The organism is Streptomyces sp. NPDC052114, from assembly GCF_040680155.1.
GTDB lineage: Bacteria > Actinomycetota > Actinomycetes > Streptomycetales > Streptomycetaceae > Streptomyces.
The window spans coordinates 254,142-276,269 of sequence record NZ_JBFAWC010000007.1 but is presented as its reverse complement, the minus strand read 5'-3'; the positions used below and the strand labels follow the sequence as shown (position 1 = coordinate 276,269).

20 protein-coding genes and 2 tRNA genes are annotated in these 22,128 nt (G+C 68.5%); 8 read left to right on the top strand and 14 right to left on the bottom strand.

Annotated features, from left to right (window positions below; translation table 11 throughout):
- Window positions 1–103 precede the first annotated feature (103 nt).
- The 8 genes from AB0L89_RS18015 to AB0L89_RS17980 all read right to left on the bottom strand — a co-directional run bounded on the left by AB0L89_RS18015 (window position 104) and on the right by AB0L89_RS17980 (window position 7,204).
- Window positions 104–685, bottom strand: a complete 582-nt coding sequence (locus tag AB0L89_RS18015) for a SigE family RNA polymerase sigma factor (RefSeq protein WP_365141758.1) — start codon at window positions 683–685, stop codon at window positions 104–106.
- Between the two features lie 179 nt (window positions 686–864).
- On the bottom strand, window positions 865–1,716 hold the full coding sequence (locus AB0L89_RS18010; RefSeq protein WP_365141755.1) for a DUF1906 domain-containing protein: 852 nt from the start codon (window positions 1,714–1,716) through the stop codon (window positions 865–867).
- Between the two features lie 67 nt (window positions 1,717–1,783).
- Window positions 1,784–2,950 (bottom strand): lipid-transfer protein, encoded by a 1,167-nt coding sequence (locus AB0L89_RS18005; RefSeq protein ID WP_365141752.1) that lies wholly within the window; start codon window positions 2,948–2,950, stop codon window positions 1,784–1,786.
- Window positions 2,947–3,354 (bottom strand): MaoC family dehydratase, encoded by a 408-nt coding sequence (locus AB0L89_RS18000; RefSeq protein WP_365142024.1) that lies wholly within the window; start codon window positions 3,352–3,354, stop codon window positions 2,947–2,949. The genes AB0L89_RS18005 and AB0L89_RS18000 overlap by 4 nt, the downstream gene beginning before the upstream one ends.
- 20 nt (window positions 3,355–3,374) lie before the next feature.
- The gene (locus AB0L89_RS17995) at window positions 3,375–4,529 is read right to left on the bottom strand and encodes an acyl-CoA dehydrogenase family protein (RefSeq protein WP_365141749.1); all 1,155 of its coding nucleotides are present in this window, start codon (window positions 4,527–4,529) and stop codon (window positions 3,375–3,377) included.
- Between the two features lies 1 nt (window position 4,530).
- The gene (locus tag AB0L89_RS17990) at window positions 4,531–5,475 is read right to left on the bottom strand and encodes a bifunctional MaoC family dehydratase N-terminal/OB-fold nucleic acid binding domain-containing protein (protein ID WP_365141747.1); all 945 of its coding nucleotides are present in this window, start codon (window positions 5,473–5,475) and stop codon (window positions 4,531–4,533) included.
- Complete coding sequence (locus AB0L89_RS17985; RefSeq protein WP_365142022.1) at window positions 5,472–6,635, bottom strand: acyl-CoA dehydrogenase family protein; 1,164 nt, start codon at window positions 6,633–6,635, stop codon at window positions 5,472–5,474. The genes AB0L89_RS17990 and AB0L89_RS17985 overlap by 4 nt, the downstream gene beginning before the upstream one ends.
- 257 nt (window positions 6,636–6,892) lie before the next feature.
- A complete protein-coding gene (locus AB0L89_RS17980) occupies window positions 6,893–7,204 on the bottom strand; it encodes a hypothetical protein (RefSeq protein ID WP_069886797.1) in 312 nt (103 codons plus the stop codon).
- 415 nt (window positions 7,205–7,619) lie between these two features.
- Here AB0L89_RS17980 and AB0L89_RS17975 point away from each other — a divergent pair, with 415 nt between their 5' ends.
- Window positions 7,620–8,525 carry a bifunctional DNA primase/polymerase gene (locus AB0L89_RS17975; RefSeq protein WP_365141744.1) on the top strand — a complete coding sequence of 302 codons (906 nt, stop codon included), beginning with the start codon at window positions 7,620–7,622 and terminating at the stop codon, window positions 8,523–8,525.
- 472 nt (window positions 8,526–8,997) lie between these two features.
- On the opposite strand, the gene AB0L89_RS17970 is transcribed toward AB0L89_RS17975, so the two are convergent.
- On the bottom strand, window positions 8,998–9,621 hold the full coding sequence (locus AB0L89_RS17970) for a hypothetical protein (protein ID WP_365141741.1): 624 nt from the start codon (window positions 9,619–9,621) through the stop codon (window positions 8,998–9,000).
- 233 nt (window positions 9,622–9,854) lie between these two features.
- Here AB0L89_RS17970 and AB0L89_RS17965 point away from each other — a divergent pair, with 233 nt between their 5' ends.
- On the top strand, window positions 9,855–11,291 hold the full coding sequence (locus AB0L89_RS17965) for a helix-turn-helix domain-containing protein (protein ID WP_365141738.1): 1,437 nt from the start codon (window positions 9,855–9,857) through the stop codon (window positions 11,289–11,291).
- A 134-nt stretch (window positions 11,292–11,425) separates the two neighbouring features.
- Here the strand turns inward: AB0L89_RS17965 and AB0L89_RS17960 are convergent.
- Window positions 11,426–11,508, bottom strand: a tRNA-Ser gene (locus AB0L89_RS17960).
- A 1,125-nt stretch (window positions 11,509–12,633) separates the two neighbouring features.
- Here AB0L89_RS17960 and AB0L89_RS17955 point away from each other — a divergent pair.
- Window positions 12,634–12,900 (top strand): hypothetical protein, encoded by a 267-nt coding sequence (locus AB0L89_RS17955; RefSeq protein ID WP_365141736.1) that lies wholly within the window; start codon window positions 12,634–12,636, stop codon window positions 12,898–12,900.
- Between the two features lie 1,353 nt (window positions 12,901–14,253).
- Here the strand turns inward: AB0L89_RS17955 and AB0L89_RS17950 are convergent.
- Together AB0L89_RS17950 and AB0L89_RS17945 are read right to left on the bottom strand one after the other, a co-directional pair.
- Window positions 14,254–14,985 (bottom strand): hypothetical protein, encoded by a 732-nt coding sequence (locus AB0L89_RS17950; RefSeq protein ID WP_365141733.1) that lies wholly within the window; start codon window positions 14,983–14,985, stop codon window positions 14,254–14,256.
- Window positions 14,963–15,223 carry a hypothetical protein gene (locus AB0L89_RS17945; RefSeq protein ID WP_365141730.1) on the bottom strand — a complete coding sequence of 87 codons (261 nt, stop codon included), beginning with the start codon at window positions 15,221–15,223 and terminating at the stop codon, window positions 14,963–14,965. The genes AB0L89_RS17950 and AB0L89_RS17945 overlap by 23 nt, the downstream gene beginning before the upstream one ends.
- A 226-nt stretch (window positions 15,224–15,449) precedes the next feature.
- Here AB0L89_RS17945 and AB0L89_RS17940 point away from each other — a divergent pair, with 226 nt between their 5' ends.
- From AB0L89_RS17940 to AB0L89_RS17930, 3 genes are all read left to right on the top strand, one after another.
- Window positions 15,450–15,638, top strand: coding sequence for a helix-turn-helix domain-containing protein (locus AB0L89_RS17940; RefSeq protein ID WP_365141727.1), 189 nt, complete (start codon window positions 15,450–15,452; stop codon window positions 15,636–15,638).
- A gap of 65 nt (window positions 15,639–15,703) precedes the next feature.
- Window positions 15,704–17,110 (top strand): site-specific integrase, encoded by a 1,407-nt coding sequence (locus tag AB0L89_RS17935; RefSeq protein ID WP_365141724.1) that lies wholly within the window; start codon window positions 15,704–15,706, stop codon window positions 17,108–17,110.
- Between the two features lie 127 nt (window positions 17,111–17,237).
- Complete coding sequence (locus AB0L89_RS17930) at window positions 17,238–18,362, top strand: hypothetical protein (RefSeq protein WP_365141721.1); 1,125 nt, start codon at window positions 17,238–17,240, stop codon at window positions 18,360–18,362.
- 263 nt (window positions 18,363–18,625) lie between these two features.
- On the opposite strand, the gene AB0L89_RS17925 is transcribed toward AB0L89_RS17930, so the two are convergent.
- Together AB0L89_RS17925 and AB0L89_RS17920 are read right to left on the bottom strand one after the other, a co-directional pair.
- A tRNA-Ser gene (locus AB0L89_RS17925) sits at window positions 18,626–18,710 on the bottom strand.
- Window positions 18,711–18,779: 69 nt separating this feature from the next.
- A complete protein-coding gene (locus AB0L89_RS17920) occupies window positions 18,780–20,321 on the bottom strand; it encodes a trypsin-like peptidase domain-containing protein (protein WP_365141718.1) in 1,542 nt (513 codons plus the stop codon).
- 233 nt (window positions 20,322–20,554) lie between these two features.
- Here AB0L89_RS17920 and AB0L89_RS17915 point away from each other — a divergent pair, with 233 nt between their 5' ends.
- Both AB0L89_RS17915 and AB0L89_RS17910 read left to right on the top strand, forming a co-directional pair.
- The gene (locus AB0L89_RS17915; RefSeq protein ID WP_365141715.1) at window positions 20,555–21,397 is read left to right on the top strand and encodes a glycerophosphodiester phosphodiesterase; all 843 of its coding nucleotides are present in this window, start codon (window positions 20,555–20,557) and stop codon (window positions 21,395–21,397) included.
- A 53-nt stretch (window positions 21,398–21,450) separates the two neighbouring features.
- Complete coding sequence (locus AB0L89_RS17910) at window positions 21,451–22,068, top strand: ATP-binding protein (RefSeq protein WP_365141713.1); 618 nt, start codon at window positions 21,451–21,453, stop codon at window positions 22,066–22,068.
- The last annotated feature ends 60 nt before the right edge of the window (window positions 22,069–22,128 follow it).

Genomic DNA, 22,128 nt, shown 5'->3' with positions numbered 1-22,128 from the left:
GCATACCGCGTGGTATGTCACTACTCCAGAAGATGATCGATCATTGGCCGCGTCCGCCAGGTCCGCCGCGTCCGCCGGGTCCACCGGGTCCGCACGGCGGCGCTCAGCGGACCGGCGTCAGTTCCGGATCGTCACGGAGCTTGCCGAGCGCACGCGACACCGCGCTCTTCACCGTGCCGATGGAGACACCGAGCACCTCAGCGGTCTGGGCCTCGCTGAGGTCCTCGTAATACCTGAGGACGACCATCGCCCGCTGCCGCGCGGGCAGCTTCATGATCGCGCGCCACATCGCGTCACGGAGCACCTGCTGCTCGGCCGGGTCCCCCACCGGCGTCACATCGGGCTCCGGCAGCTCGTCGCACGCGAACTCGTCGACCTTGCGCTTGCGCCACTGCGACGTACGCGTGTTCAGCAGCGCGCGGCGCACATAGCCGTCCAGCGCGCGGTGGTCCTGGATCCGCTCCCACGCGACATAGGTCTTGGTCAGCGCGGTCTGCAGCAGGTCTTCTGCATCGCTCGGATTCGCGGTCAGCGAGCGGGCGGTGCGCAGCAGTACGGGCTGGCGCGCCCGTACGTAGGACGCGAACGACGGGTACGCCGAGGGGCCGGCGGGCCGGGCCGGACCCGTGCCCCGCGTCGCGGCCTTCGATGCGCCGGTGCACACGGACACCATGGATGCGGTCATGGCTCCACGCTAGAAGCGCCCCCTACCGCAGCGGATCGGCCGCAGGTCCCGAAGCGGTGTCCGCCTCAGGTTGTACGAATGGTGCTGGCCCCACCTCCTACAGGTGGAGGAGGCGGAGCACACCCCTGAGGGTTCATCCCCCAGCATCACCCCGGCGCATCCATCGCTCGGCGCGCCGCCTAGCGCACGCGCGCCACGGGTGCATGCACCAGATTGCGGTCGATCAACAGGGTGCGGCCGCCGTGCCGCTCCTTCACGTTCCCCGCGTACTGATGGATGCGGCGTGCCGGGCGCCAGGCGTGACGCTTCAGCTCGGGCTCGCGGTACAGGTGCGGCTTGGTGTGCCAGCGCGCGAACCACATCACCGCGGGCAGATCCCGCACCCCCGCCCGCCGTGCCGCCTCCATGTGCCGCACGCCGGAGTCGGCGCTGCTGTAGAAACCGGGGACGTAGCCGTGCCTGCGCACCTCGCGGTCCCAGGCGCGGACGAAGGAGAGCGTGGTGTGCGCGCAGCTCTTCTTCTGGTGCGCATACGCCTCCATGTCCAGGTAGAGCGGGCTGGGCCGCCGCATGCCGAGTGCCTTCGCCCTGCGGACCGCGTCGCGTCCCTCCCGCTTCCCCTGGGTCCAGGGGTGCCGTCCGATGCGTACTCCCTTCTTGTTCTTCGCCACCACGCAGGGCGACTGCGACCCCACGTACACCGGAAGGACCCGCCAGCCCATGCGCTGCACCGCGCGCATCCAGGCGTGGTCGAGGTGCGGCTGACGCTTGCAGGCCCGGCCTCGGCCCGCGTAGTAGACGCCCACCGCGCGGTAGCTGGACGACCGCCAGCGCCGCATCGTGTCGACGGACTGGGTGAGGCAGGTGTCGAACGCCCAGCCGCGGAAGGTCGCCACCTTGGTGGCGGCAGGCGCGGTGCGCGTGGGCGCCGTGCGGGCGGGCTCGGTGTTCCCCGAGGACGCCACGCCCGGTGGGGACGCGGTCAGGTCCAGGGTCAGGGCCGTCAGGACGAGGACAAATCCAATGATCATCTTTCGGAGGCGCATAGGGCGAGTGAACGGGCCCGGCCCCGGCGCGGCCCCGGGACACGCGCCGCGTTCAGCCGTCCGACCCCAGAATCAGCCCCGATGTGGGGACGCCCGTGCCCGCCGTGACCAGGGTGCGCGCGGCGCCCGGTATCTGGTTCACGGACGTGCCCCGCGTCTGCCGGACGGCCTCCGCTATGCCGTTCATCCCGTGCAGGTAGGCCTCGCCGAGCTGCCCGCCGTGCGTGTTCAGCGGGAGCCGCTCCTCGGCGACGAAGCCCGCCGCCTCACCGGGCGCGCAGAACCCGAACTCCTCCAGCTGCATCAGCACGAACGGTGTGAAGTGGTCGTAGAGGATCCCCACGTCGATGTCCTTCGGGGTGAGCCCCGAGGTGCGCCACAACTGCCGTGCCACCACGCTCATCTCGGGCAGGCCGCTCAGGTCGTCGCGGTAGAAGCTGGTCATCTGCTCCTGCGCCCGCCCCGCGCCCTGGGCCGACGCCACGATCACGGCCGGCGGGTGCGGCAGGTCGCGGGCCCGCTCCACGCTCGTGACCACGATCGCCTGGCCGCCGTCCGTCTCCTGGCAGCAGTCCAGGAGCCGCAGGGGCTCGACGATCCAGCGGGACGCGGCGTGGTCGGCGAGCGTGATCGGCTTCCCGTGGAAGTACGCGGCGGGGTTGGTCGCCGCGTACTTCCGGTCGGTGACGGCGACGTGCCCGAAGACCTCCGGCGTCAGGCCGTACGTGTGGAGATAGCGCTGGGCCGCCATCGCCACCCAGGACGCGGGGGTGAGCAGACCGAACGGCAGGGACCAGCCGAGTGCGGCGCCCTCGGCGGACGGCTCGCGCTGCTGCACTCCTGAGCCGAATCTGCGCCCCGAGCGTTCGTTGAACGCGCGGTAACAGACGACGACTTCGGCCACTCCCGCCGCCACCGCGAGCGCCGCCTGCTGGACCGTGGCGCAGGCCGCGCCGCCGCCGTAGTGGATACGGGAGAAGAAGGACAGCTCCCCGATGCCGGCCGCCTGGGCGACGGTGATCTCCGGGCTGGTGTCCATCGTGAAGGTGACCATGCCGTCGACGTCGGCGGGGGCGAGACCGGCGTCGTCGAGCGCGGCCCGCACGGCCTCCACCGCCAGCTTGAGCTCGCTGCGCCCGGAGTCCTTGGAGAACTCCGTGGCCCCGATCCCGGCGATCGCGGCCTTCCCGCCGAGGGTGTCACGCGTCAGGACGCTCATGCGGCGCCTCCCGAGGGGAGGGTCACCGTGACCGTGCCGGTGACGTGCCTGCCGATGCCGTTGGCCCCGACGACCGCGACCGTGGCCGTGTCGCCCTCCTGTGTCGTCTCGACACGGTCCACGGAGCCGGTCAGCACCATCGTGTCCCCCGGGTAGTTGGGCGCCCCCAGCCTGATCGCCACCTTGCGCAGGACGGCGGCGGGGCCGAAGTGGTCGGTGATGTAGCGCCCGACCAGGCCGTTGGTCGTCAGGATGTTCATGAAGATGTCGGGGGAGCCCTTGGCCTTCGCGAGCTCCGCGTCGTGGTGCACGTCCTGGTAGTCGCGGGAGGCGACGGCGCCGGCGACGATCAGCGTCCGGGTGATCGGGATCTCCAGCGGCGGCAGCTCCTCGCCCTCTCTCATCAGGGCCGCTCCCTGTGCCTTCATGCCGGCTCCCCCTTCGCGATCAACTCGCCCAGCTCGTCCAGTACTTCGCTCCCGCAGCCCAGATACGCGTCCACCTGCCGCCCCCACAGGAAGTGCCGGTGCACGGGATGGTCGAGGTCGGCCCCCATGCCGCCGTGCAGATGCTGGCCCGCGTGCACCACGCGCCTGCCGGCCCCCGACGCCCACCAGGCCGCGGTCAGCGCGTGCGTGCCGAACGACAGGCCCGCGTCGCGGCGCCAGGCCGCCTCATAGGCCGTGACGCGGATCGCCTCGGTGTCCATATGGGCGTCGGCGGCCCGCAGCTGGACGCCCTGCTTGGCCGCCAGGGGCCGCCCGAACTGCTCCCTTTCATTCGTATGGGCCACGGCGCGGGCCAGCGAGCCCGCGCAGACACCCGCCTGAAGTCCCGCGAAGGCCGTGCGCGCGCAGGCCAGCACGTCGTCGTACGGCGTCCCGTCGGCGGACACCGTCACCTCGGCGGACGCCGTCATGTCCGCGGACACCGCCCCGTCAGTGGGCACCGTCCCGTCGGTGGACACCGTCCCGTCGGCGGACACCGTCGACCCGCCGTACGCCGACGCCTCGCCCAGGCGCTCCGCGGGCGTCCCGTCGAGCACGAGCCGCCCGGCCGACCACGGCGCCGTCAGCTCGACCGGCTCCACCCCGGCGTCGGCGACCCGCACCAGCCACAGGCTCCGGTCGGCCGCGGCCACCAGGACCAGCGTCGCGTCCCTCAGCCACGGCACCCACGGCACCGTGCCGCTCAGTGCCCCGCTCTTTGCCGCCGTCACCCCGCCCCGGGCCGGAAACGCTCCCGTGGCGATCTCCTCCCCCTGCCGCAGCGCGGGCAGGAGCCGGTCCCGCTGCTCGGCCGTGCCGTGCGCGGCCACCGCGAGCAGGCCGTACACACAGCTCGCCGCGAACGGCACCTGGGCCGTCGTCCGCCCCTGCTCCTCCAGGAGCAGGACCAGGCCGAGCAGGCCCACGTCCTCCACCGCGCCCGGCAGTCCCGCCGCGCACAGCGCCTTCCACAGCTCGGCGTCCGAGCCGGTCCCCGCCGCCGCGAGCCGCTCCGGTGTCGCCAGATCGCCGAAGATCTCCCCGGCGAGATCCCGCGCGGCCGCCTGCTCCTCCGTGGGCGTGAAGTCCATGTCAGACCACGCCCCCGGACGTCTCCTCCAGGGCCCGGAACACCGGAAGCTCCAACTCCGCGTCCACCCGCTGGAATGCGAGCCGCACCGGCATCCCGATCCGGACCTTGTCGCACGGCACACCGACCACGTTGCTGACGATCCGCACGCCCTCCGCCAGTTCGACGAGCCCCACGGCGTAGGGAGGGTCGAAGGCCGGGAAGGGCGGGTGGTGCATCACCACGTACGAGTAGACCGTCCCCTCGCCGCTCGCCTCGACCGTGTCCCACTCGGGCGAGCCGCAGGCGTTGCACCCGGGCAGCCACGGGAAGCGGAGCTCGCCGCAGCCGCCGCAGCGCTGGATCAGCAGGCGGTGCGCGGCGACGCCCTCCCAGAAGCCCGCGTTGTCGCGGTTGATGACCGGGCGGGGGCGTCTGCCCTTCGGCTTCCGCCGCGCCGGCGCGTACTTGAGGATGCGGAAGCGGTGCGTCCCGGCGAGTTCGCCGCCCGCGTGGACGTCCATCCGCGTCGTGACGAAGTGGCCCGTGCCGAGCTTGGTCGTCTTGCGCTCCGACACCGACTCGATCACCGCGTCGAAGGTGATCTCGTCGCCGGGCCGCAGCGCCCGCAGATACTCCTGCTCGCAGTCGGTGGCGACGACCGAGGTGTACCCGGCGCCGTCCAGCAGCGCGAGCAAGTCGTCGTACGCCGGTGTCCTGCCCTCGTGCCCGGACAGTCCGCCCATCGTCCAGGCCTGAAGCATCGTCGGCGGGGCCACCGGATCCGCCCCGCCGTACGCCGGGTTGGTGTCGCCCATCGCCTCGCACCAGTGCCTGATCATCGGCTCGTTGACCGGGTCCTTGCCGAACCCCGCCTGTGCCGCGGGCCTGCCCTCGAACGCCTTCAGCTCCTCGTACGCGAGCTCGCGCGGACCGGCCGCCACTGTCTCCTGCTGTCCCGTCGTCACCGGCGCCCCCTCCGCATGCCGAGCCGCATCGTCGCGACGATCTCCCGCTGCACCTCGCTCACCCCGCCCCCGAACGTGTTGATCTGCGCCGCCCTGTTCATCCGCTCCAGCTCGCCGCCCCCGACATCACCCGACGAACCGGCCCGCACCAGCCCGGCCTCGCCCGTGATCTCCTGACACATTCGGTACACCTCCACGGCCGATTCGGTTCCCATGAACTTCACGCCGCTCGCGTCGCCCGGCGCCAGTCGGCCCGCCCCCACGTCGCCCACCAAACGCCAGTTGAGCAGGCGTGTCGCCGCCAGTCGGGCATGCACCTCGGCCAGCCTGGAACGCACCCACGGCGCGTCAATCCGGCGCTCACCCGTCACCGGATCGGGTGTACGCGCGCAGTCCAGCGCGGCGGCGTAGAAGTCCTCGGCCTGCATGCCGATCGCGGCGAGCGCGACCCGCTCGTGGTTGAGCTGGTTGGTGATGAGGCCCCAGCCGCCGTTCTCCTCGCCCACGAGGTTCGCGGCGGGCACCCGGATCCCGTCGTAGTAGGTCGCCGTCGTGGTCAGGCCGCCCACGGTCTCGATCGGCGTCCAGGAGAAGCCCGGCGCGTCCGTCGGCACGAGGATGAGGGAGATGCCCTGGTGCTTGGGGGCCTCGGGGTCGGTGCGGCAGGCCAGCCAGATCCAGTCGGCGTTCTGCGCGTTCGAGGTGAAGATCTTCTGGCCGTCGATCAGCCAGCCGTCGCCGTCGCGCACGGCCCGGGTCCGCAGCGAGGCCAGATCCGTGCCGGCGGACGGCTCGCTGTAGCCGATCGCGAAGACGAGGTCGCCGCTGAGGATGCGGGGCAGGAAGAAGGCCTTCTGTTCCTCGGTGCCGTACTTCATGAGGGTCGGCCCGACGGTGTTCAGGGTGACCATCGACACGGGCGCGCCCGCGCGGTAGGCCTCGTCGAAGAAGACGAACTGCTCGTCGGCGCCGCGCCCTTGACCGCCGTACTCGACGGGCCAGCCGAGCCCGAGCATCCCGTCGGCGCCGATGCGGCGCAACAGGCCGCGCTGCCCCGTCACGTCCGCGCCGCCGGGCGGCCCGTCGGGCATCACGTCCCGGAAGTAGGCGCGCAGTTCGGCGCGCAGCCGCCGCTGGCGTTCGGTGGGGGCGAGGTGCACGGTGGCGGCCTCTCCGTCTCGTACCGACAAGGGTTTCTGACTGTCCGTCAGATCCCGTACCGGTGTCAAGAGAGTCGACCCACCCCGGGGCTCCCGCCGGAGGAGCTGCGATCGACCCCAAGCAATCCCGCCGGAAAAGCGCTGATCGGCCCCGAAAACGCCTGTGCGGCGGTGCCGAAGCACCGCCGCACAGGACCGTCACACCCCACAGTGCGTGCCCCTTGGAGTCGTCCCGAGCAACTCCAGAGGCCGTCGGCTCACCAGAGTTCGGTGAAGTTGACCGCGATGTTCTCGTTCGACTGGTCGATCGCCGTGAACGCCGAGCCGTTCACCTGGGCGGTGTTGCTCTGGTTCGAGGCACCGCTGCCGACGGCCTGCTGCTGCGTCGTGGACGAGTTGCCGTGGTTGTTGCCGCCGACACCGCTGCCGTTGACGGTGGCGACTCCCGCGTTCGATCCGTTGTTCGCGAAGGCGCCGTTGTCGGCCATCGCGACGCCCGAGAAGAGCGCGGCCGCGAGGGGCAGGGCGGCGGCAGCGGCGATAACGCGGGCGGTACGGATGCTTGCCATGTCTATTCCTCCAGAATGGGGAGGTACGCACCGACACAGGGCCGGAAGTACCAGAAGTACGGCTTTTCCCAAGGCAGTTGGCCGACCGCCTCGGAGTTCTGCACGACGTCGCGGAATCAGAGTTGCCCACCGAATCCCCGGCGAACTACCCAGGACGGCCCAATTCCCCCGCAAGCGTGAGGACAAGTAGATAAACCCACGCCGCCCCCTCAAATCCCCTGCTCAGCGCCACGCGCCTCGCCCGCCCCGCGGCACACCCCGGCCCCCGCAAGAGGCGAAGCGTTCCTTCTGTACGGACCGAGCGGCGCCACAAGGACGACATTTCCCCGCCCGTCGGCGCCGCCTCCCGCCTCACAGCACCACTCGCCGCTCGCTCCCTCTTCCCTTCTTCGAACGTACGTACGAAAATGAAGTCATGGCCACCATCGACCGCCATGCCACCACCCTGGCGCTCGCCCACGCGCTGTCCGCCGCCGAGCGCGGCCTCGCGGTGATCCCCCTGTCCCGCACCAAGCTCCCCGCCCTGCGCTCCCCCCACCACGAAGACCCCCACCCCGGCCCCTGCCACGGCGCGTGCGGCCGCCTCGGGCACGGGGTGTACGACGCGACGACCGACCCGCGGCGCATCCGCGAACTCTTCGCCGCCGCCCCCTGGGCCACCGGCTACGGGATCGCCTGCGGGCTGCCGCCGCACCATCTGATCGGCATCGACCTGGACGTGAAGTCCGGTACGGACGCCTCGGCGGCCCTGCGCGCACTGGCGCTGCGCCACCTCTTCACGATCCCCGACACCGTCGTCGTGACCACGCCGAGCGGCGGCCGCCACATCTGGCTGGCCGGTCCGGCGGACACCGTGATCCCCAACTCTGCGGGCCGGCTCGCCCCCGGCATCGACATCCGCGGCGCGGGCGGCTACCTGGTCGGACCCGGCTCCCGGACCGACCAGGGCGTCTACGGCACCGTGCCGGGCACGGCCCAACTGCCGCCCGCGCCCTGCCCGCCCGCGCTGCTGCGCCTGCTCACGCCCCCACCGCGCGCGCACCACCACGCGCCCCCGCCCTCCGCCTCCACGCCTGCGGGACACCCGGACACGGAGGCCCAACGCGGGCAGGGGCTGGTGCAGTTCGTGCTCGCCGCGCACGAGGGCCAGCGCAATACCCGACTGTTCTGGGCCGCTTGCCGCGCCTACGAGAACGGCATCGGCGAGATCCTCGCGCCGCAGCTCGTCGAAGCGGCGGTCCGCGTCGGCCTCACCGACCGCGAGGCGCGCTCGACGATCGCGTCGGCGGCGCGGCTGACGGGACCTGCCGATCCGGGGTGAGCGGAGGCAGGCACCGCCGCCCCCGCGCCCCCGCACCCGCACCCGCACCCGCACCCGCACCCGCACCCGGACAGCGACCTTCACAGCCGCCGCGGCAGGCGGACGACGCGCACGCGCCCACGAATGACCTGGTGTTGATGCCTGAGCCGATGGTTCTCCTCAAGGAGCCTCAGCTGTTCGTCGGCCAACAGACGCGCCGTCCGCACCAGCTCGCGGGCGTACTCACAACTGCCGTCCAGCTGTTGCCACAGCAGACTTCGCGGACCTTCCCTTGCCATGAGGTCCGGCTGCCCGAAGCGGAAGCCCTCATGCCGCCGACGACCACGGCCGCACCCGCTCACGCGTGAAGGGGCACCCCCGAACAGATCGCCCCGAGGCGTGACCGATGCGGGACCGTCCTTCCGACCCCCGTGGCGGAAGGACGGTCCCCATGGCGGAAGGACGGTCCCCGTCCTTTCCGGTGGCCGCCCGGTCAGTACAGCTTGTTGACGGCCGTGGTCGTGGTCTTCTTGAAGGCGGCCACGGGCGCGTCCCCGAAGTCGCCCAGCTGTGCCCACTGCACGACGGTGACGGTCCTGCCGTCCCGCCCGACCGACAGCAGAGCGATGTCGGAAGCGCCCCCGGACGACTCGGTGTGCAGGCCGCGGACGCGGGCGCCCTCCTCGACCGGGAGCTTGCCGTAGTCCCGGCCCTCGGCCTCGACGTCGGGCGAGGCCTTCTCGATGCGGTCGGCGCAGGTGCGGATCAGGTCGTCGTAGTGCTTCGCCAGGGCCTTGGCCCGGGCGGCCGTGCCCGTGACGACGGTCAGCTGCACGGCGTTGGTGTCCAGATCGGTCCGGAACTCCCGGTGCCGGTAGTCGAAGTCGAGTACGCCCTCCGTGCTCACGCAGAAGCCGAGTGCCTCCGGGAACCCCTCGGTGACCGGACCGGCGGTCCAGGACGACGTCGGGTGCGGCGGCAGCTGGGACGCGGACAGGTGCTTGGGTGCGGCGGCCCTCGGAGCGGCGCCGGCGGCCGGTGCGGTGAGGACCGTGCCCGCCGCGAGGGCGGCGACGGCGAGTGCGGCGCAAGCGCTCGTTCGGATGCGCATGGACATGGGTGTTCCCCCGTGGATGAGTACGTGGACGTGGACGCCGCGGCGAGGTCGGCTGATCGGCCCGGTCCTGGTCGGTGCGGCACCAAGAGCATCAGCGGTCACGGCGGCCCGGCGCAACAACCTACGGCCGATCGGACGCGGTGGAACCATCCCAGCCCGTCTGACGTGCAGGTATATGGGGTGCCTGGGATACCGTCCCAGGCCGGGTGGGGTCGTACGAGGACGGGGGACCCGTGTCGGCACAGGACGACGGCGACGGCATCGACGAGGTGGCGGAGTTCGCGGCGCTGCTGCGGGCCCTGAAGGAGCGCACGGACCGGAGCTATGGCTCGCTGGCCCGCCGGCTGGGCATGAACACCTCGACGCTGCACCGCTACTGCGCGGGCGACGCGGTGCCGCTCGACTTCGCCCCCGTGGAACGCTTCGCGGCCCTCTGCGGGGCGACCCCGGAGCAACGCCTGGAACTCCACCGCCGTTGGCTCTTGGCGGTGGCGGCCCGCCGTCGGCCTCGTGCGGCGGGGGCGACGGAGAGCGCGCCCGGCGCCACGGCGGCGGAAGCCGCGAACGACGCCACGGCGGAAGCCGCGGGCGGCAAGGAAGCCGCAGACGTCACGGAAGCCACGGACGACACGGAAGCCAAAGACGACACGGCGGGCGACGCGGACACCGAGGTGGAAGCCGTCACCGAACCGGACACGGCGTCGAAGGCAGACGGCGACGCACTCCCGCCCCCACCCCTGCTCCCGCCCCCGCACCGCCCCTGGTACCGCCGCAGACGTCTCGTGCTCGGGCTGGCCTCCGCCTGTGCCGTGCTCGCGACGCTCGGCGCCTTCTCCGTGCTGCCGGACGGGCGGCGGGCGTCCGCCGACGGTTCTGACCGGGTCGTCGGTACGGCGGAGACCAGGGCGCCGGAACGACGGGGCGCCTCACCCGTCCCGAGCGGCACCCCCACCTCCGAGCGGCCTTCCGACTCCGCCACCCCGAAGAAGAAGAAAGAGCCGGACACCTCCCGCCCGCCCGGCGCGACATCCGCCCCGCCCCGCGGCGAACAGCCTGCCGGACGGCCGCTCACCTGGACCGTCAACTCCCAGGCCTGGATGCTCGGCTGCGATCACGACTACGTCGTCACCAAGCCGCCGAGCCAGGTCCCCCCTCCCCCTGTCCCGCAGGACGCGGCGCCCTGGGCGACGACGCAGGGCGCGGTGCACGGCGGCGAGACGCTCGTCCAACTGTCGGTGCAGGGCCGCAGCGACACGGCCGTCGTACTGGAGGCGCTGCGCGTGCGCGTGGTCGGCCGTACGGCGCCGGTCGAGGGCAACGTGTACGCCATGGACCGGGGTTGCGGCGGCGCGGTCACCCCCCGGTCCTTCGCCGTGGACCTGGACAAGGACCGTCCCATCGCCCGCGCGGTCGCCGGGAGCGACTCCGGCACACCGATCCCTGCGGTGCGCATGCCCTACCGCGTCTCGGCGAAGGACCCCGAGGTGCTGCTGGTCACGGCGGAGACCAGCTCGTGCGACTGCCGCTGGTACCTGGAGCTGGACTGGTCCTCCCAGGGCCGCAGGGGCACCGTGCGCATCGACGACGACGGCCGCCCGTTCCGCACCAGCGCCATCAAGGGCCTGCCCCGGTACATGTACAACACCCAGGAACGCCGGTGGGGGACCTGAGGCTGAGGACGGGACCTCTTGAGGCACACGCCTGAGTCACACGCCTGAGGCGCACGCCCCGGACAGCGATCAAAAAGAAGGGGCACCCCTGGGCGGGGGTGCCCCTTCTGATCAGCACAGATACCGATCTGCTGCGGTGGGTGTGGGATTTGAACCCACGGTGGCTCGCACCACGACGGTTTTCAAGACCGGTGTACCCGACTCCCTAAGACCCGCCTTGGCCTGCCGTGACTCGCTGCACGAGGCTGTTTTGGCTTCCTCCGGCCCACGTATGGCCCACAGCATCACCGTCTAAGCGGTTAGCACGCCACCTCAAGACTCGGCAGTTCGACGCCTCCGAGGCTTGGGTTGGTCGCCGGGGCGACCCAACAATCGGTCAAGTACCGCTAGCGCCGCGGACTGCCGGGCGGGACTGCGCGACCACACAGCAGGACAGATGACTAGAAAAAAGATCAACAAGCTGGCCGCGAACGTTGGTGCACCGGCGACAATCCCAGCGGTGTAGTCCTGACGCACCAAGCTGACGACCGGTGCTGCACTCAATCCCCCGCCGACCGCGATCGGCAGCGCCAAGCGGCGTGAAGCCTGCCCACTGCGGGCTGTATCACTTTCCCTCGCGAGGGAGTTCCCCGTACTCTCAGACATGAGAGTGCCTTCCTTCCTACTGGTTGGTCACTTTCGCGCAGACGGCTTCCTGTTCCCGCAGGGAGCCGTCGCCCGTTGGGGCGTTGGCTCGCAGCCGTCGTGGGAAACTCTGGCACGCACCCCGGAAACGCAGGCTGCGCAGAAAACTTCGCGGGACTACCGCGACGAGGCAGTTGCGCCGCCGGCACTGCAGGTGGGGGCCTGTTTCGCGACACCCAACCCCACCCCCCGGTGTGCCCCAGCTCACATTTTTTTGGGTGCGCAATGTGACGCACGCAACAGTCTTACTGCTCATGAAGGAGGCCCTGTGCCACGTCGAATGCAGCCCCTGGCCGGCGAAGGCCCCCTCATCGACTTTGCTCAGGCCCTCAGAGAGTTACAGACGCGCTCGGGAGGGTCGGTTGCCCACGCGGAGGCATTCGGCGCGTCCCGCACAGCTGTCTACGCTGCGCTAGCCGGCAAGCGGCTGCCAAGTGACGAAACTCTGACAGCGATCACCGCCGCGTGGGGCGGACCACCTCGCCGCTGGCGAGAACTACGACGCCAGACTGAAGCTGCCCTCGCTGAGGAGTCAAGGTTGAGGGGCGAGGTCACAGTCCGAATCACACCGGAGGAACAGCACTTCTTGCGAGCGCTCCTCGCACTATGGGAGACAGCCGGGAGCCCGTCTCGCAACGAGTGGGGCGACGAGGCCCGGTTGAGTCCGCGCACGATCGCCGCCTACCTGGACGGCAAAACGCTGCCCACGATCTTCAAGTTCGATCAGTTGATTGATGGCCTGGCAAGTCTGTGCCCTCGCAACGAGGAGGATCTCGGCGACTGGGTGAGGCAAGAGGGCGCGACGATGCGCGAAGAGCATCTGCACGTAGCCCGGATCGCCCGAAAAGCCGCTCGCAAGGAAGCACGTCTCCTCGCGCAGGCGCTGCCAGGTGGGCAGTCTGGTCCAGGAGACCACGGCCCGTAGGACCGTGGCCTCACTTGAAGACAAGCGCCCACAGCAACTCGCTTCCCCACCACGCTCAGTGATGCCGCGCCTAGCCCGCTATGAAGCTGTGTGCGGCGAGCCCCAAGCCGGTCGAGCCTGCGAAGACTGTCCCCGTGACTCCGAGGATCGTTGTCGGCTCAGCTCCGGCAACGAAGAAGAGAAGGCCAGCGCCCAGTGAAACGCTCAGGCTGGCGGTGAAGATGATCGCCAGCCACACGGCTCGCTGCGACGACGGACTCTCGTTCATCTAATCCCCCTCATGCTCTGGACGGACTCAGCCACGGTGTCCGTCACCGCCTCGTCGATGGGCGGTGCACTCAAGGTCGCAGACACAAAGTTGCAGGTCAAAAGCACTCTACGACTCTGGTAGAGGAGTTCACAGGCCACGCTGAAGGGCTCATAGCACGGTTTCGGAGTCAGCCTCTCAGTTTGGTGAAGTTGATCCCCAGCGTGCCCGAAGGCCGGTAAAAGGAGGTACCACCAATGAACACCCAGTACTCCATGAACCCCATGTACTCCCAGTCTCTCCTCCAAGAAGGTCGACGAGTTTGTTGAACCCCCTCTACCCCGAGCCAGTCAGACACCTCGGGAAGGCGACCAGCCGAGCCTCGCGCCGCGGCAACGTCCCCTTCCATCCGGCCTTCGTTCGATCGCAGATCGATGGCGTCACACCTCCTCTCGCCAGACTCATTCACGGCGGGCAAGGCGGGGAGGTCCGACTCAAGCTCTATCTGTGCATAACGATGATGGCCACAGCTGAGCCTTTCGACATTCGCCAGCCACCCGCCCCTCACACGTGGGCCCGCATGCTGAACCTGCCGCTGGACACCGGACCGCGCCGTATAACCAGCAATCTCAGATGGCTAGAAAAGGCTGGATTCATTGAATTAACGCCACGCCCCGGAAAGCCGCCGCTCATTAAGCTGCTCTCCGTCGAGGCGCCCGGAACTCCATACTTGCGCGCCAGCACACAAGGCCGCTACGTAGGGATTCATATAAACTTCTGGCGTCTTGGGTGGATACTCCATTTGAGTGCGACTGGAATCGCTCTACTCTTCGCGCTCATGGAGAGCCAGGGAGGATACGCACAAGCACGTTACATCTCACGGGAGCGGCGGGAGTCCTACGGACTCTCTCACAACACCTGGACTCGCGGCAGAAAAGAACTCGAAGCCAACGGATTTCTGACTGTGACTCGTGTCCCTCAGGGAGAAGACTTCGACTATCGAAGGATGCGCAATGCATACCGCATCGACGAAGGACGCTTCCTCGAACCGCCTGGATATCCGATTCGAAGCATAGATGTATAACGACCAGCGGATCCTGCCTACTTCAGCACGGCAGTGGATGCTCTTTCCCTGCGTACGTATAGCTCAGAGTGACACCTGTCCGCAGAGCAAACTCATCAGCCAAGGCGCGCGCAGACCTCCACGCCCACTCCGCACAGGCAGAACCCAAGGCGTGGTCAGGAAACCAGGGATTTCCGGAACCTGCCATGAGCGGATTATCCGAGAACTCACCCCTCAGTGCTTTCTCGTGACGATGCGGGTTGTCCGAAGTGCGATCATGGGGTTTGTAGTGGACTCCATAATTTCGCAAATCAATCAGCTTTTTGGCCGCCTGATAAGGAGCAGCACCCTTGGCGAGAATCTCATTTCCCGTGATCGCCAGCGCCATGTTGTACTTATCTAGAATGGGTGCTCGATTGCCCACACTCTCCCAGACCAGCTTCATCGCCTCGCGAAATTCTGGCGCCACACTCTCACTATACGAGCCCACCCCTTCTGCCACGTCTTGATAAATCTCATTAATGGCAGATTCGATTAATGCCACTGCCTCTGTGATTGCACCAAGAATGTAGGCGCGGTGACGCATGCCTATTACCGTGCCGACTGACGCCAGATCGACCTCGCTACGTTTCGCATCCTCAGTGAAGCAATAGGCGGCATAGAGGTGATTCGTCGACAGATAAGAGCGCAGGGTAATTTTTACATCCCACGCCACCGCCGACGCTCTAGCTGCCTCGCCTTCAGTCTTTTTATCACCTCGGCCATCCATCTGCATTCCCCAATTTGCCGGTCTGGACCGGAACAGTCATATGCAACTGCTGAGGCCCGTACATAGCGGCATGGAATGCTGCTCCGATCTCACGAGCCCTGCTCTCGGTTTTGATCGGCCACATGGAGATGTAATCAGCTCCGATGTTTGCTTGCTCCACCGTGCCGTCCAGGACCAGGGTTTCGGCTGCGGCTTCCAGGATCTTCATCGCTTGCTCAGGGACGTAGGGCTTACTGCTGGCCATGGCGTCTAGCTCCACTGACCAACGACGCCCGCGACGCGCAACGCACACAAAGATCACGTCTTCGTCCTTGGCTCTCTTGTAGGCCGCGCGGTGAGCCTTCAGTTCAGTGCAGTCGGGGATGGCTTCAGCATGGAGAGGCATTCGCCCCACATTTGCCCGAGTCGCGACTCAGAGCAATGTGCACCGAACTTTTCCGCGCCAGACCCCACCTTTCCTGAGGAGCGAAATGGCCCGCCCCCAGATGCTCAAGCTCGCCGCGGTCCTCGAAGAGATCGATATGAGTCGCGCCGCCTTCTACCGCATGCGGGCCCGCGGCGAAGCCCCTCGCCTCCGCAAGCTCCCCAACGGCCAGCTTCGCGTCAGCCGCGCCGATCTGGATGCCTGGTGGGAGACCTGCGAGCAGAACGCCGCCTGACCTGCCGTCGCCCCGAGCCCGCCCCTGGATCCTCAGGGGCGGGCTCTGTCCCGCTCTGGAGAGACATGCTCACGTACGACGTTGTCGTGTGGTCCATCCGCCGCCGCACCGGCCGCCCGAAGCCCTGGGAGCTTCGATGGCGCGTAGGTGAGGAGGGGCATTCGAAGAGTTTCGCGCTCAAGCCGCAGGCAGATGGCCGCCGCTCACAGCTCATGGAGGCTCTGCGCAGGGGCCAGCAGTTCGACGAGGAAACGGGTCTGCCCGAAGGGGAGTTGGCCGCACTGGCAATGCCGACCTGGTACGAGCACGCCAAGGTGTACGCCCTGATGAAGTGGCCAGCGGCGGCAGGAAAGCACCGGGCGAGCATCGCCGAGTCGCTGGCTGTCGTAACACCCGTCTTCGTGCGTACCACCGCCGGGCAGCCGGATCCCCGGACTCTGCGCGCGGCCCTCTACCAATGGGTGTTCAGAGCCGTAAAGCCTGAAGGCGGCGACTGGATGCCGCGCTGTGAGATCGAGGATCTGCCGGAGGACATGAGGAAGGCTCTCGACTGGGTCGCGGCCAACTCTCTGAAGGTCAGTGAGGCCGCCAAGCCGGAGCACATCCGTTCCGCGTTCGCCGCCCTGTCGAAGAAGCTCAACGGCACCCCGGCCGCCGAGAACACTGCCAACCGCAAGCGGATGGTGCTCAGCAACGCCTTTCGGTACGCGGTCGAGGAGCGAGCGCTCCTCAACCGGCATCCGTTCCTCGCCGTTGACTGGACGGCCCCTTCCACGTCCGACGAAGTCGACTTCAGGTTCGTCCCCGGCCCCCGCCTCGTGCGTCGGCTGCTCGGCGCCGTGGCGGAGCAGGGCCCGCGTGGCGAGCACTTGGAGACGTTCTTCGGCGCGATCTACTACGTGGCCACCCGTCCCGGCGAGGCTGTCTCGCTCCGAAAGGACGACTTCACGCTCCCACCCGAGAGCGAGCCGGACGCATGGGGAGAAGTACTGGTCTCGCAAAGCCACCCGGAAGTAGGGGCCGGCTGGACGGACGGCGGGAAGTCCCACGACGAGCGCGGGCTGAAGCACCGGGCCCGCAACGCTGTTCGCGCCGTTCCGATTCCGCCGGTATACGTCCGTATGGTCCGGGCGCACATCGCCCGCGGCGTGGCCTCGGACGGTCGGCTGTTCTGGGCCGCGCGCGGCGGACGGGTCACGTCAAACGAGTACTGCGCCGTCTGGGATGCGGCGCGCGAAGCCGTGCTCACTCGCTCCGAGCTGAAGTCCGAGATGGCCGACGTGCCTTACTGCCTGCGCCATGCCGCCGTATCCCTGTGGATCAAACAGGGCGTAGATCCGGTGGAGGTCGCCTACCGCGCCGGTCACAGCGTCGCGGTGCTCTACCGCTTCTACGCCAAGCTCCTTAAGGGAAGCTCCGCCCATGCCAACTCCCTCATCCAGAGGGGATTGGAGGAGGCCGAGAGCGCCTAGGGCGGTGTACGCCGTTGGGCAGGCTGGCTGGCAGCCTGCCCAACTAGCCCCCTCAGCAGCACGCGCCTCGACCTGGTGGCTTGCAAAACATCATGCAGTGCCGCATCGCCCCTGCCATAGTTGCAGAATGGCGATCCGATTCAGCAAAGAGGACCACGCGCTAATCGTCGATGGTACGCAAATATCCCCCTGCGGCCTTGGCACCATGTACGAGTATGACGAATGTACAGAAATTAGCTTGCCTGAACTTCGTCGCGCCATTGCGAACCTTGAGGGCAAGCAAATTCCTCCACTGAGGTCCACCCCAAGGCGAGATGGGCCTGTCGACATGTCAAGTCGCAGAGAATCCGCCTTGTTAGAGTCCGTGACAAATAACGTCGTTTTTTGCGTACGCGGCGACACCACGCCAGATTTCATCGCTATAGACGTCAGTGGCGAGGGTGACATGATTGCCTCATTCTTTGTCACCTCTGACATGGCCGATGTTAATTCAATGATCGACGCGATCTCGCCACACATGAAGTTCAGGGAAACTCATCTACTTGGATATGCCTATCTGGATGATCCAGGACCCAAGATCCCTCCGGGTTGGGAATTCGACATCCTGATTCCACCCCGAAGGCTAAAGATGTCAGCAGTTCGCCAACTGGCAGGAGTGATTGCCGAAGCTGTCCAGCGACGCTCTACCCCCATGAACCCTGGGACCGTCTTCGACCTCTGCCACGGCGGCGCGCCGGATTACCTCGTCGGTATGGAGGAATCAGATTGGCTAGAGGTCAAATCCCAGGGTTACTTCCTTGACAAACTCAGCGATCGCATTGAACTTGCTCAAGACGTTGCGCGATTCGCCAATAGCGAGGAGGGCGGGATCCTCGTCGTGGGGTATCGCACCAAGAAGAACCAACATGGCGAGCTAATTTCCAAATTCACTCCCACCAGAGAAGAATTGGCAGGAGCAAGCCGCTATCGGTCAGTTATCGACGCGCGCGTATTTCCACCTGTTGACGGACTCAGGGTTATGGCATCGCAACAAGGGGACGGATGGATATTGACGGTCTTGGTTCCGCCTCAATCCGAAGAGAACAAGCCGTTCCTAGTGCACGGGGCCATCGTTGACGGGAAGGTGGAAGGCGCCTTCATCTCGGTAGTTAGGAGGCGGGGCGAGGCATCAATTCCCATTACCGGCCCTGCTATTCACACTATGCTGGCAGCAGGGCGCGCATTACTCCGGGGAAGACACTCGGAAAATTAGGTACTGAAAAATAGCACCGTATCGACGAACCCTTACCTCGGTGCGCGGGCTTTACGGGTCCTGCTGCGGCCCGGTCGGCCTCTCACCCTTCAGTAAGCCTGCTCCGGGAGGGTCCGACGACGCCTGATCCTGGCCCATGTATGGCCCACACGCACTGGTCAGAGGCGGTACATCCCCGAATCAGGGTGAGACAGGCCAAGCGAAGAGGGCGTGCCCCCGAACCGGGTTCACGCCCTCTGACCAGCGCTAACGCTGACCCGCTGCGGTGGGTGTGGGATTTGAACCCACGGTGGCTCGCACCACGACGGTTTTCAAGACCGTTCCCTTAGGCCGCTCGGGCAACCCACCCCGCGCCACGCACCGGACAACCGGGCGGCGCGGGGACAAGAGTAGCGGGTCGGCGGGCCGGGGAGCGGGTCAGCTGTCGCCCTTGCGCGAGCCCAGGGTCACGTCGACCGTGCGCTCCTTGCCGCCCCGCTCGTATGTGATCTTGACCGTGTCGCCCGGCTTGTGGGTCCAGATCTGGCCGATCAGGGTCGGGCCGCTGTCGATCACCGAGTCGTCCAGCTTCGTGATGACGTCGCCGGGCTTGAGACCCGCCTTGTCCGCCGGGCCGTTCGGGGTGACCGCCTGCGAACCGCCCGCGCCCTCCTCGGAGATCGTCGCGCCGTTCGCGCCCTCCTGCTGGAGCGAGACGGAGGCACCGATCACCGGGTAGACCGGCTGGCCGGTCCTGATCAGCTGCTTGGCCACGTTCTGCGCCTGGTTGACCGGGATCGCGAAGCCCAGGCCGATGGAGCCGGACTGGCCCGAGCCGCCGAGGCCGCCGCTGTCGGCGGGCTTGATGGCGGAGTTGATGCCGATGACCGCGCCGCGTCCGTCCAGGAGCGGGCCGCCGGAGTTGCCGGGGTTGATCGACGCGTCGGTCTGCAGGGCGCTCATGTACGAGCTCTTGCCGCTCTGCCCGCCGTCGCTGGAGGTCACCGGGCGGTTCTTGGCGCTGATGATGCCGGTGGTGACCGTGTTGGAGAGGCCGAAGGGGGCGCCGATCGCGATCGTCGAGTCGCCGACGGCCACGCGGTCGGAGTTGCCGAGCTGGAGCGGCTTCAGGTTGTCCGGGGCGTTCTTGAGCTTGATGACCGCCACGTCGTAGCCCTCGGCGCGGCCGATGACCTCGGCGGCGTACTTCTTGCCGTTCGAGAACGTCGCCTGGAGCTTGCCGCCCTCGGCGGCCGACGCCACCACGTGGTTGTTGGTGAGGATGTGGCCCTGCTTGTCGTAGACGAAGCCGGTGCCCGTGCCGCCCTCGCCGCTGCCGCTCTGGGCCTCGATGGTGACGACGCTCGGCAGCGCGTCGTTCGCGATCTTGGCGACCGAGCCGGGCTCCCGCTTCAGGTCGGCGGGGGTGTCCGGGGCGGAGACCGTGGTCGAGTTGGTGTCGCTCTCGCGCTCCGCGGCCCAGTAGCCGATGCCGCCGCCGACACCGCCGGCGATCAGGGCGGCCGCGAGCACCGCGGCGACGAGCCCGCCGCGCCGGCCGCCGGGCTTCGGTTCCTGCGGGTGGTACGAGGCGCCCCAGCCCGAGCCGGAGCCACCGCCCGTGGCGTACGACGGAACGGCGGGCGGCGCCGGGGGCGGCCAGCCGCCGGCACCGGAGGCGGCCTGCGGGGCACCCACGGGGGCGTGCGCCGGAGCGGGGTGTCCCTGCCCCTCGGGTCCGGGCGGAGTGGAACCCTCCGGTCCTACCGGAACGCCACCTTCGGGCCCGGCCGGAGGAACGGCGGGAGCGGCAGCCGGAGGAGCAGAGGGAGCGGCAGCCGGGGGAGCCGTCGGCGGGACGGAAGGAGCCGCGCCGGAAGGAGCCGCAGCCGAGTCGGCGGGAACAGCGGGAGCGTCCACCGGCGCGGGGGGCACGGACGGGGCCTTGGGTACCTCGTTGCCCTCGTTCTCGGTGCTCACAGCTACTTCTCCTCGGTCCATGCTGTCGTGGCTGTCGTGGCGTGTACCCACGGCTGACGGCTGTCGTCGCTTGTGTTCTCGGTCACGGCCTGGCTGTGCCAACTGTGCATCTGTCTGCAGTCAGCTTTTCCCATGGGCTGTCAGGGCACCATAAGCCGATCCTGTGTGTCCGGCGCCCCGACGGACCCCCGTCCGGCGAGCCGTCGGGTACCCCGTGATGGCACGATGACGCGGTGACCCTCGCACGACAGCACCAGATCCAGGTCGTTGCCCACCGCGGAGCCTCCGAGGACGCCCCCGAGCACACGCTGGCGGCGTACAAGAAGGCCGTCGAGGACGGCGCCGACGCCCTTGAGTGCGATGTGCGGCTCACCGCGGACGGCCATCTCGTCTGTGTCCACGACCGCCGCGTCAACCGTACGTCGAACGGCCGCGGCGCCGTCTCCGCGCTCGAACTGGCCGACCTCGCCGCCCTGGACTTCGGCTCCTGGAAGAAGGACCACGACGAGGCCGAGGAGGGCGAGAGCCCGGACTGGGAGGGGTCCTCGGGCGAGGACACCTCCGTCCTGACGCTGGAGCGCCTCCTGGAGCTGGTGGCCGAGAACAACGCGTCGGGCCGTCCGGTCCGGCTGGCCATCGAGACCAAGCACCCCACCCGCTGGGCGGGTCAGGTGGAGGAGCGCCTGCTCCTGCTCCTGAAGCGGTTCGGCCTGGACGCGCCGCCCGCCGAGGGCCCCTCTCCGGTACGGATCATGAGTTTCTCGGCGCGCTCGCTGCACCGCGTGCGGGCCGCGTCGCCGACGCTGCCGACCGTCTACCTGATGCAGTTCGTCTCGCCGCGCCACCGCGACGGGCGCCTGCCCGAGGGCGTCCGCATCGCCGGTCCCGCCCTGCGGATCGTGCGCAACCACCCCGGCTACGTGGCCAAGCTGAAGCGCGCGGGCCATCAGGTGCACGTCTGGACGGTGAACGAGCCCGAGGACGTCGAACTCTGCGCCGAACTGGGCGTCGACGCGATCATCACCAACCGCCCCAAGCAGGTCCTGACCCAGCTGGACCGTCTGGGACTCCGTTAACTCCGGTTACAGGGTGTGCACCGGCGCGTTCTTTACGTATTCGATCGTTACGAGTGCGTCACCGGACGGGGATTGGCCGGTTTCCGGTCCAGTCCATTGGGGCATCCACACCGTGGCGTGGGACGAAGGAGGTCTCGGGGGTGGCGTTGGTGGTGGCACGGGAGGTGCCCACGTCGTCGAGCATGGCCGTACCCCATGGCCCTGCGGGCGTGGGGGAAGCAAGACACCGGATGCGCGATCAGCTGCGCAGGAGCGGGGTGTCCGAGTCGGTCGTCGACGACGCCGTACTGATCCTGTCGGAACTGCTCAGCAATGCCTGCCGGCACGGCAGGCCACTGGGTCGCGGCATGGTCGGCGACGGTGATGTGCGCGCGGCATGGCACGTCGACAAGACGGGCCGGCTGACGGTCGAAGTGACGGACGGCGGCGGTCCGACCCGCCCCATGCCCTCGACACCGTCGGTCACGGCGCACGGCGGCCGCGGGCTCAACATCATCACGGCGCTCTCCGACACCTGGGGCGTGCGCGACGACGTCCACGGCGAGGTCACCGTGTGGGTCGTCGTCCAGGCGGGGCACCGCCACGAGGATTTCGCTACGCGCGTCGCGGCCCCGTCGGCCGCCGCGATATCCGACCTGGGGTTCTCCGACCCCTTCGACGACTTGGACTGAATCCCCGAGCGGCTAGGCTCGCGCCCGTACGCAAGAGTGCAAGAGAGCCGCAGCCGGGAG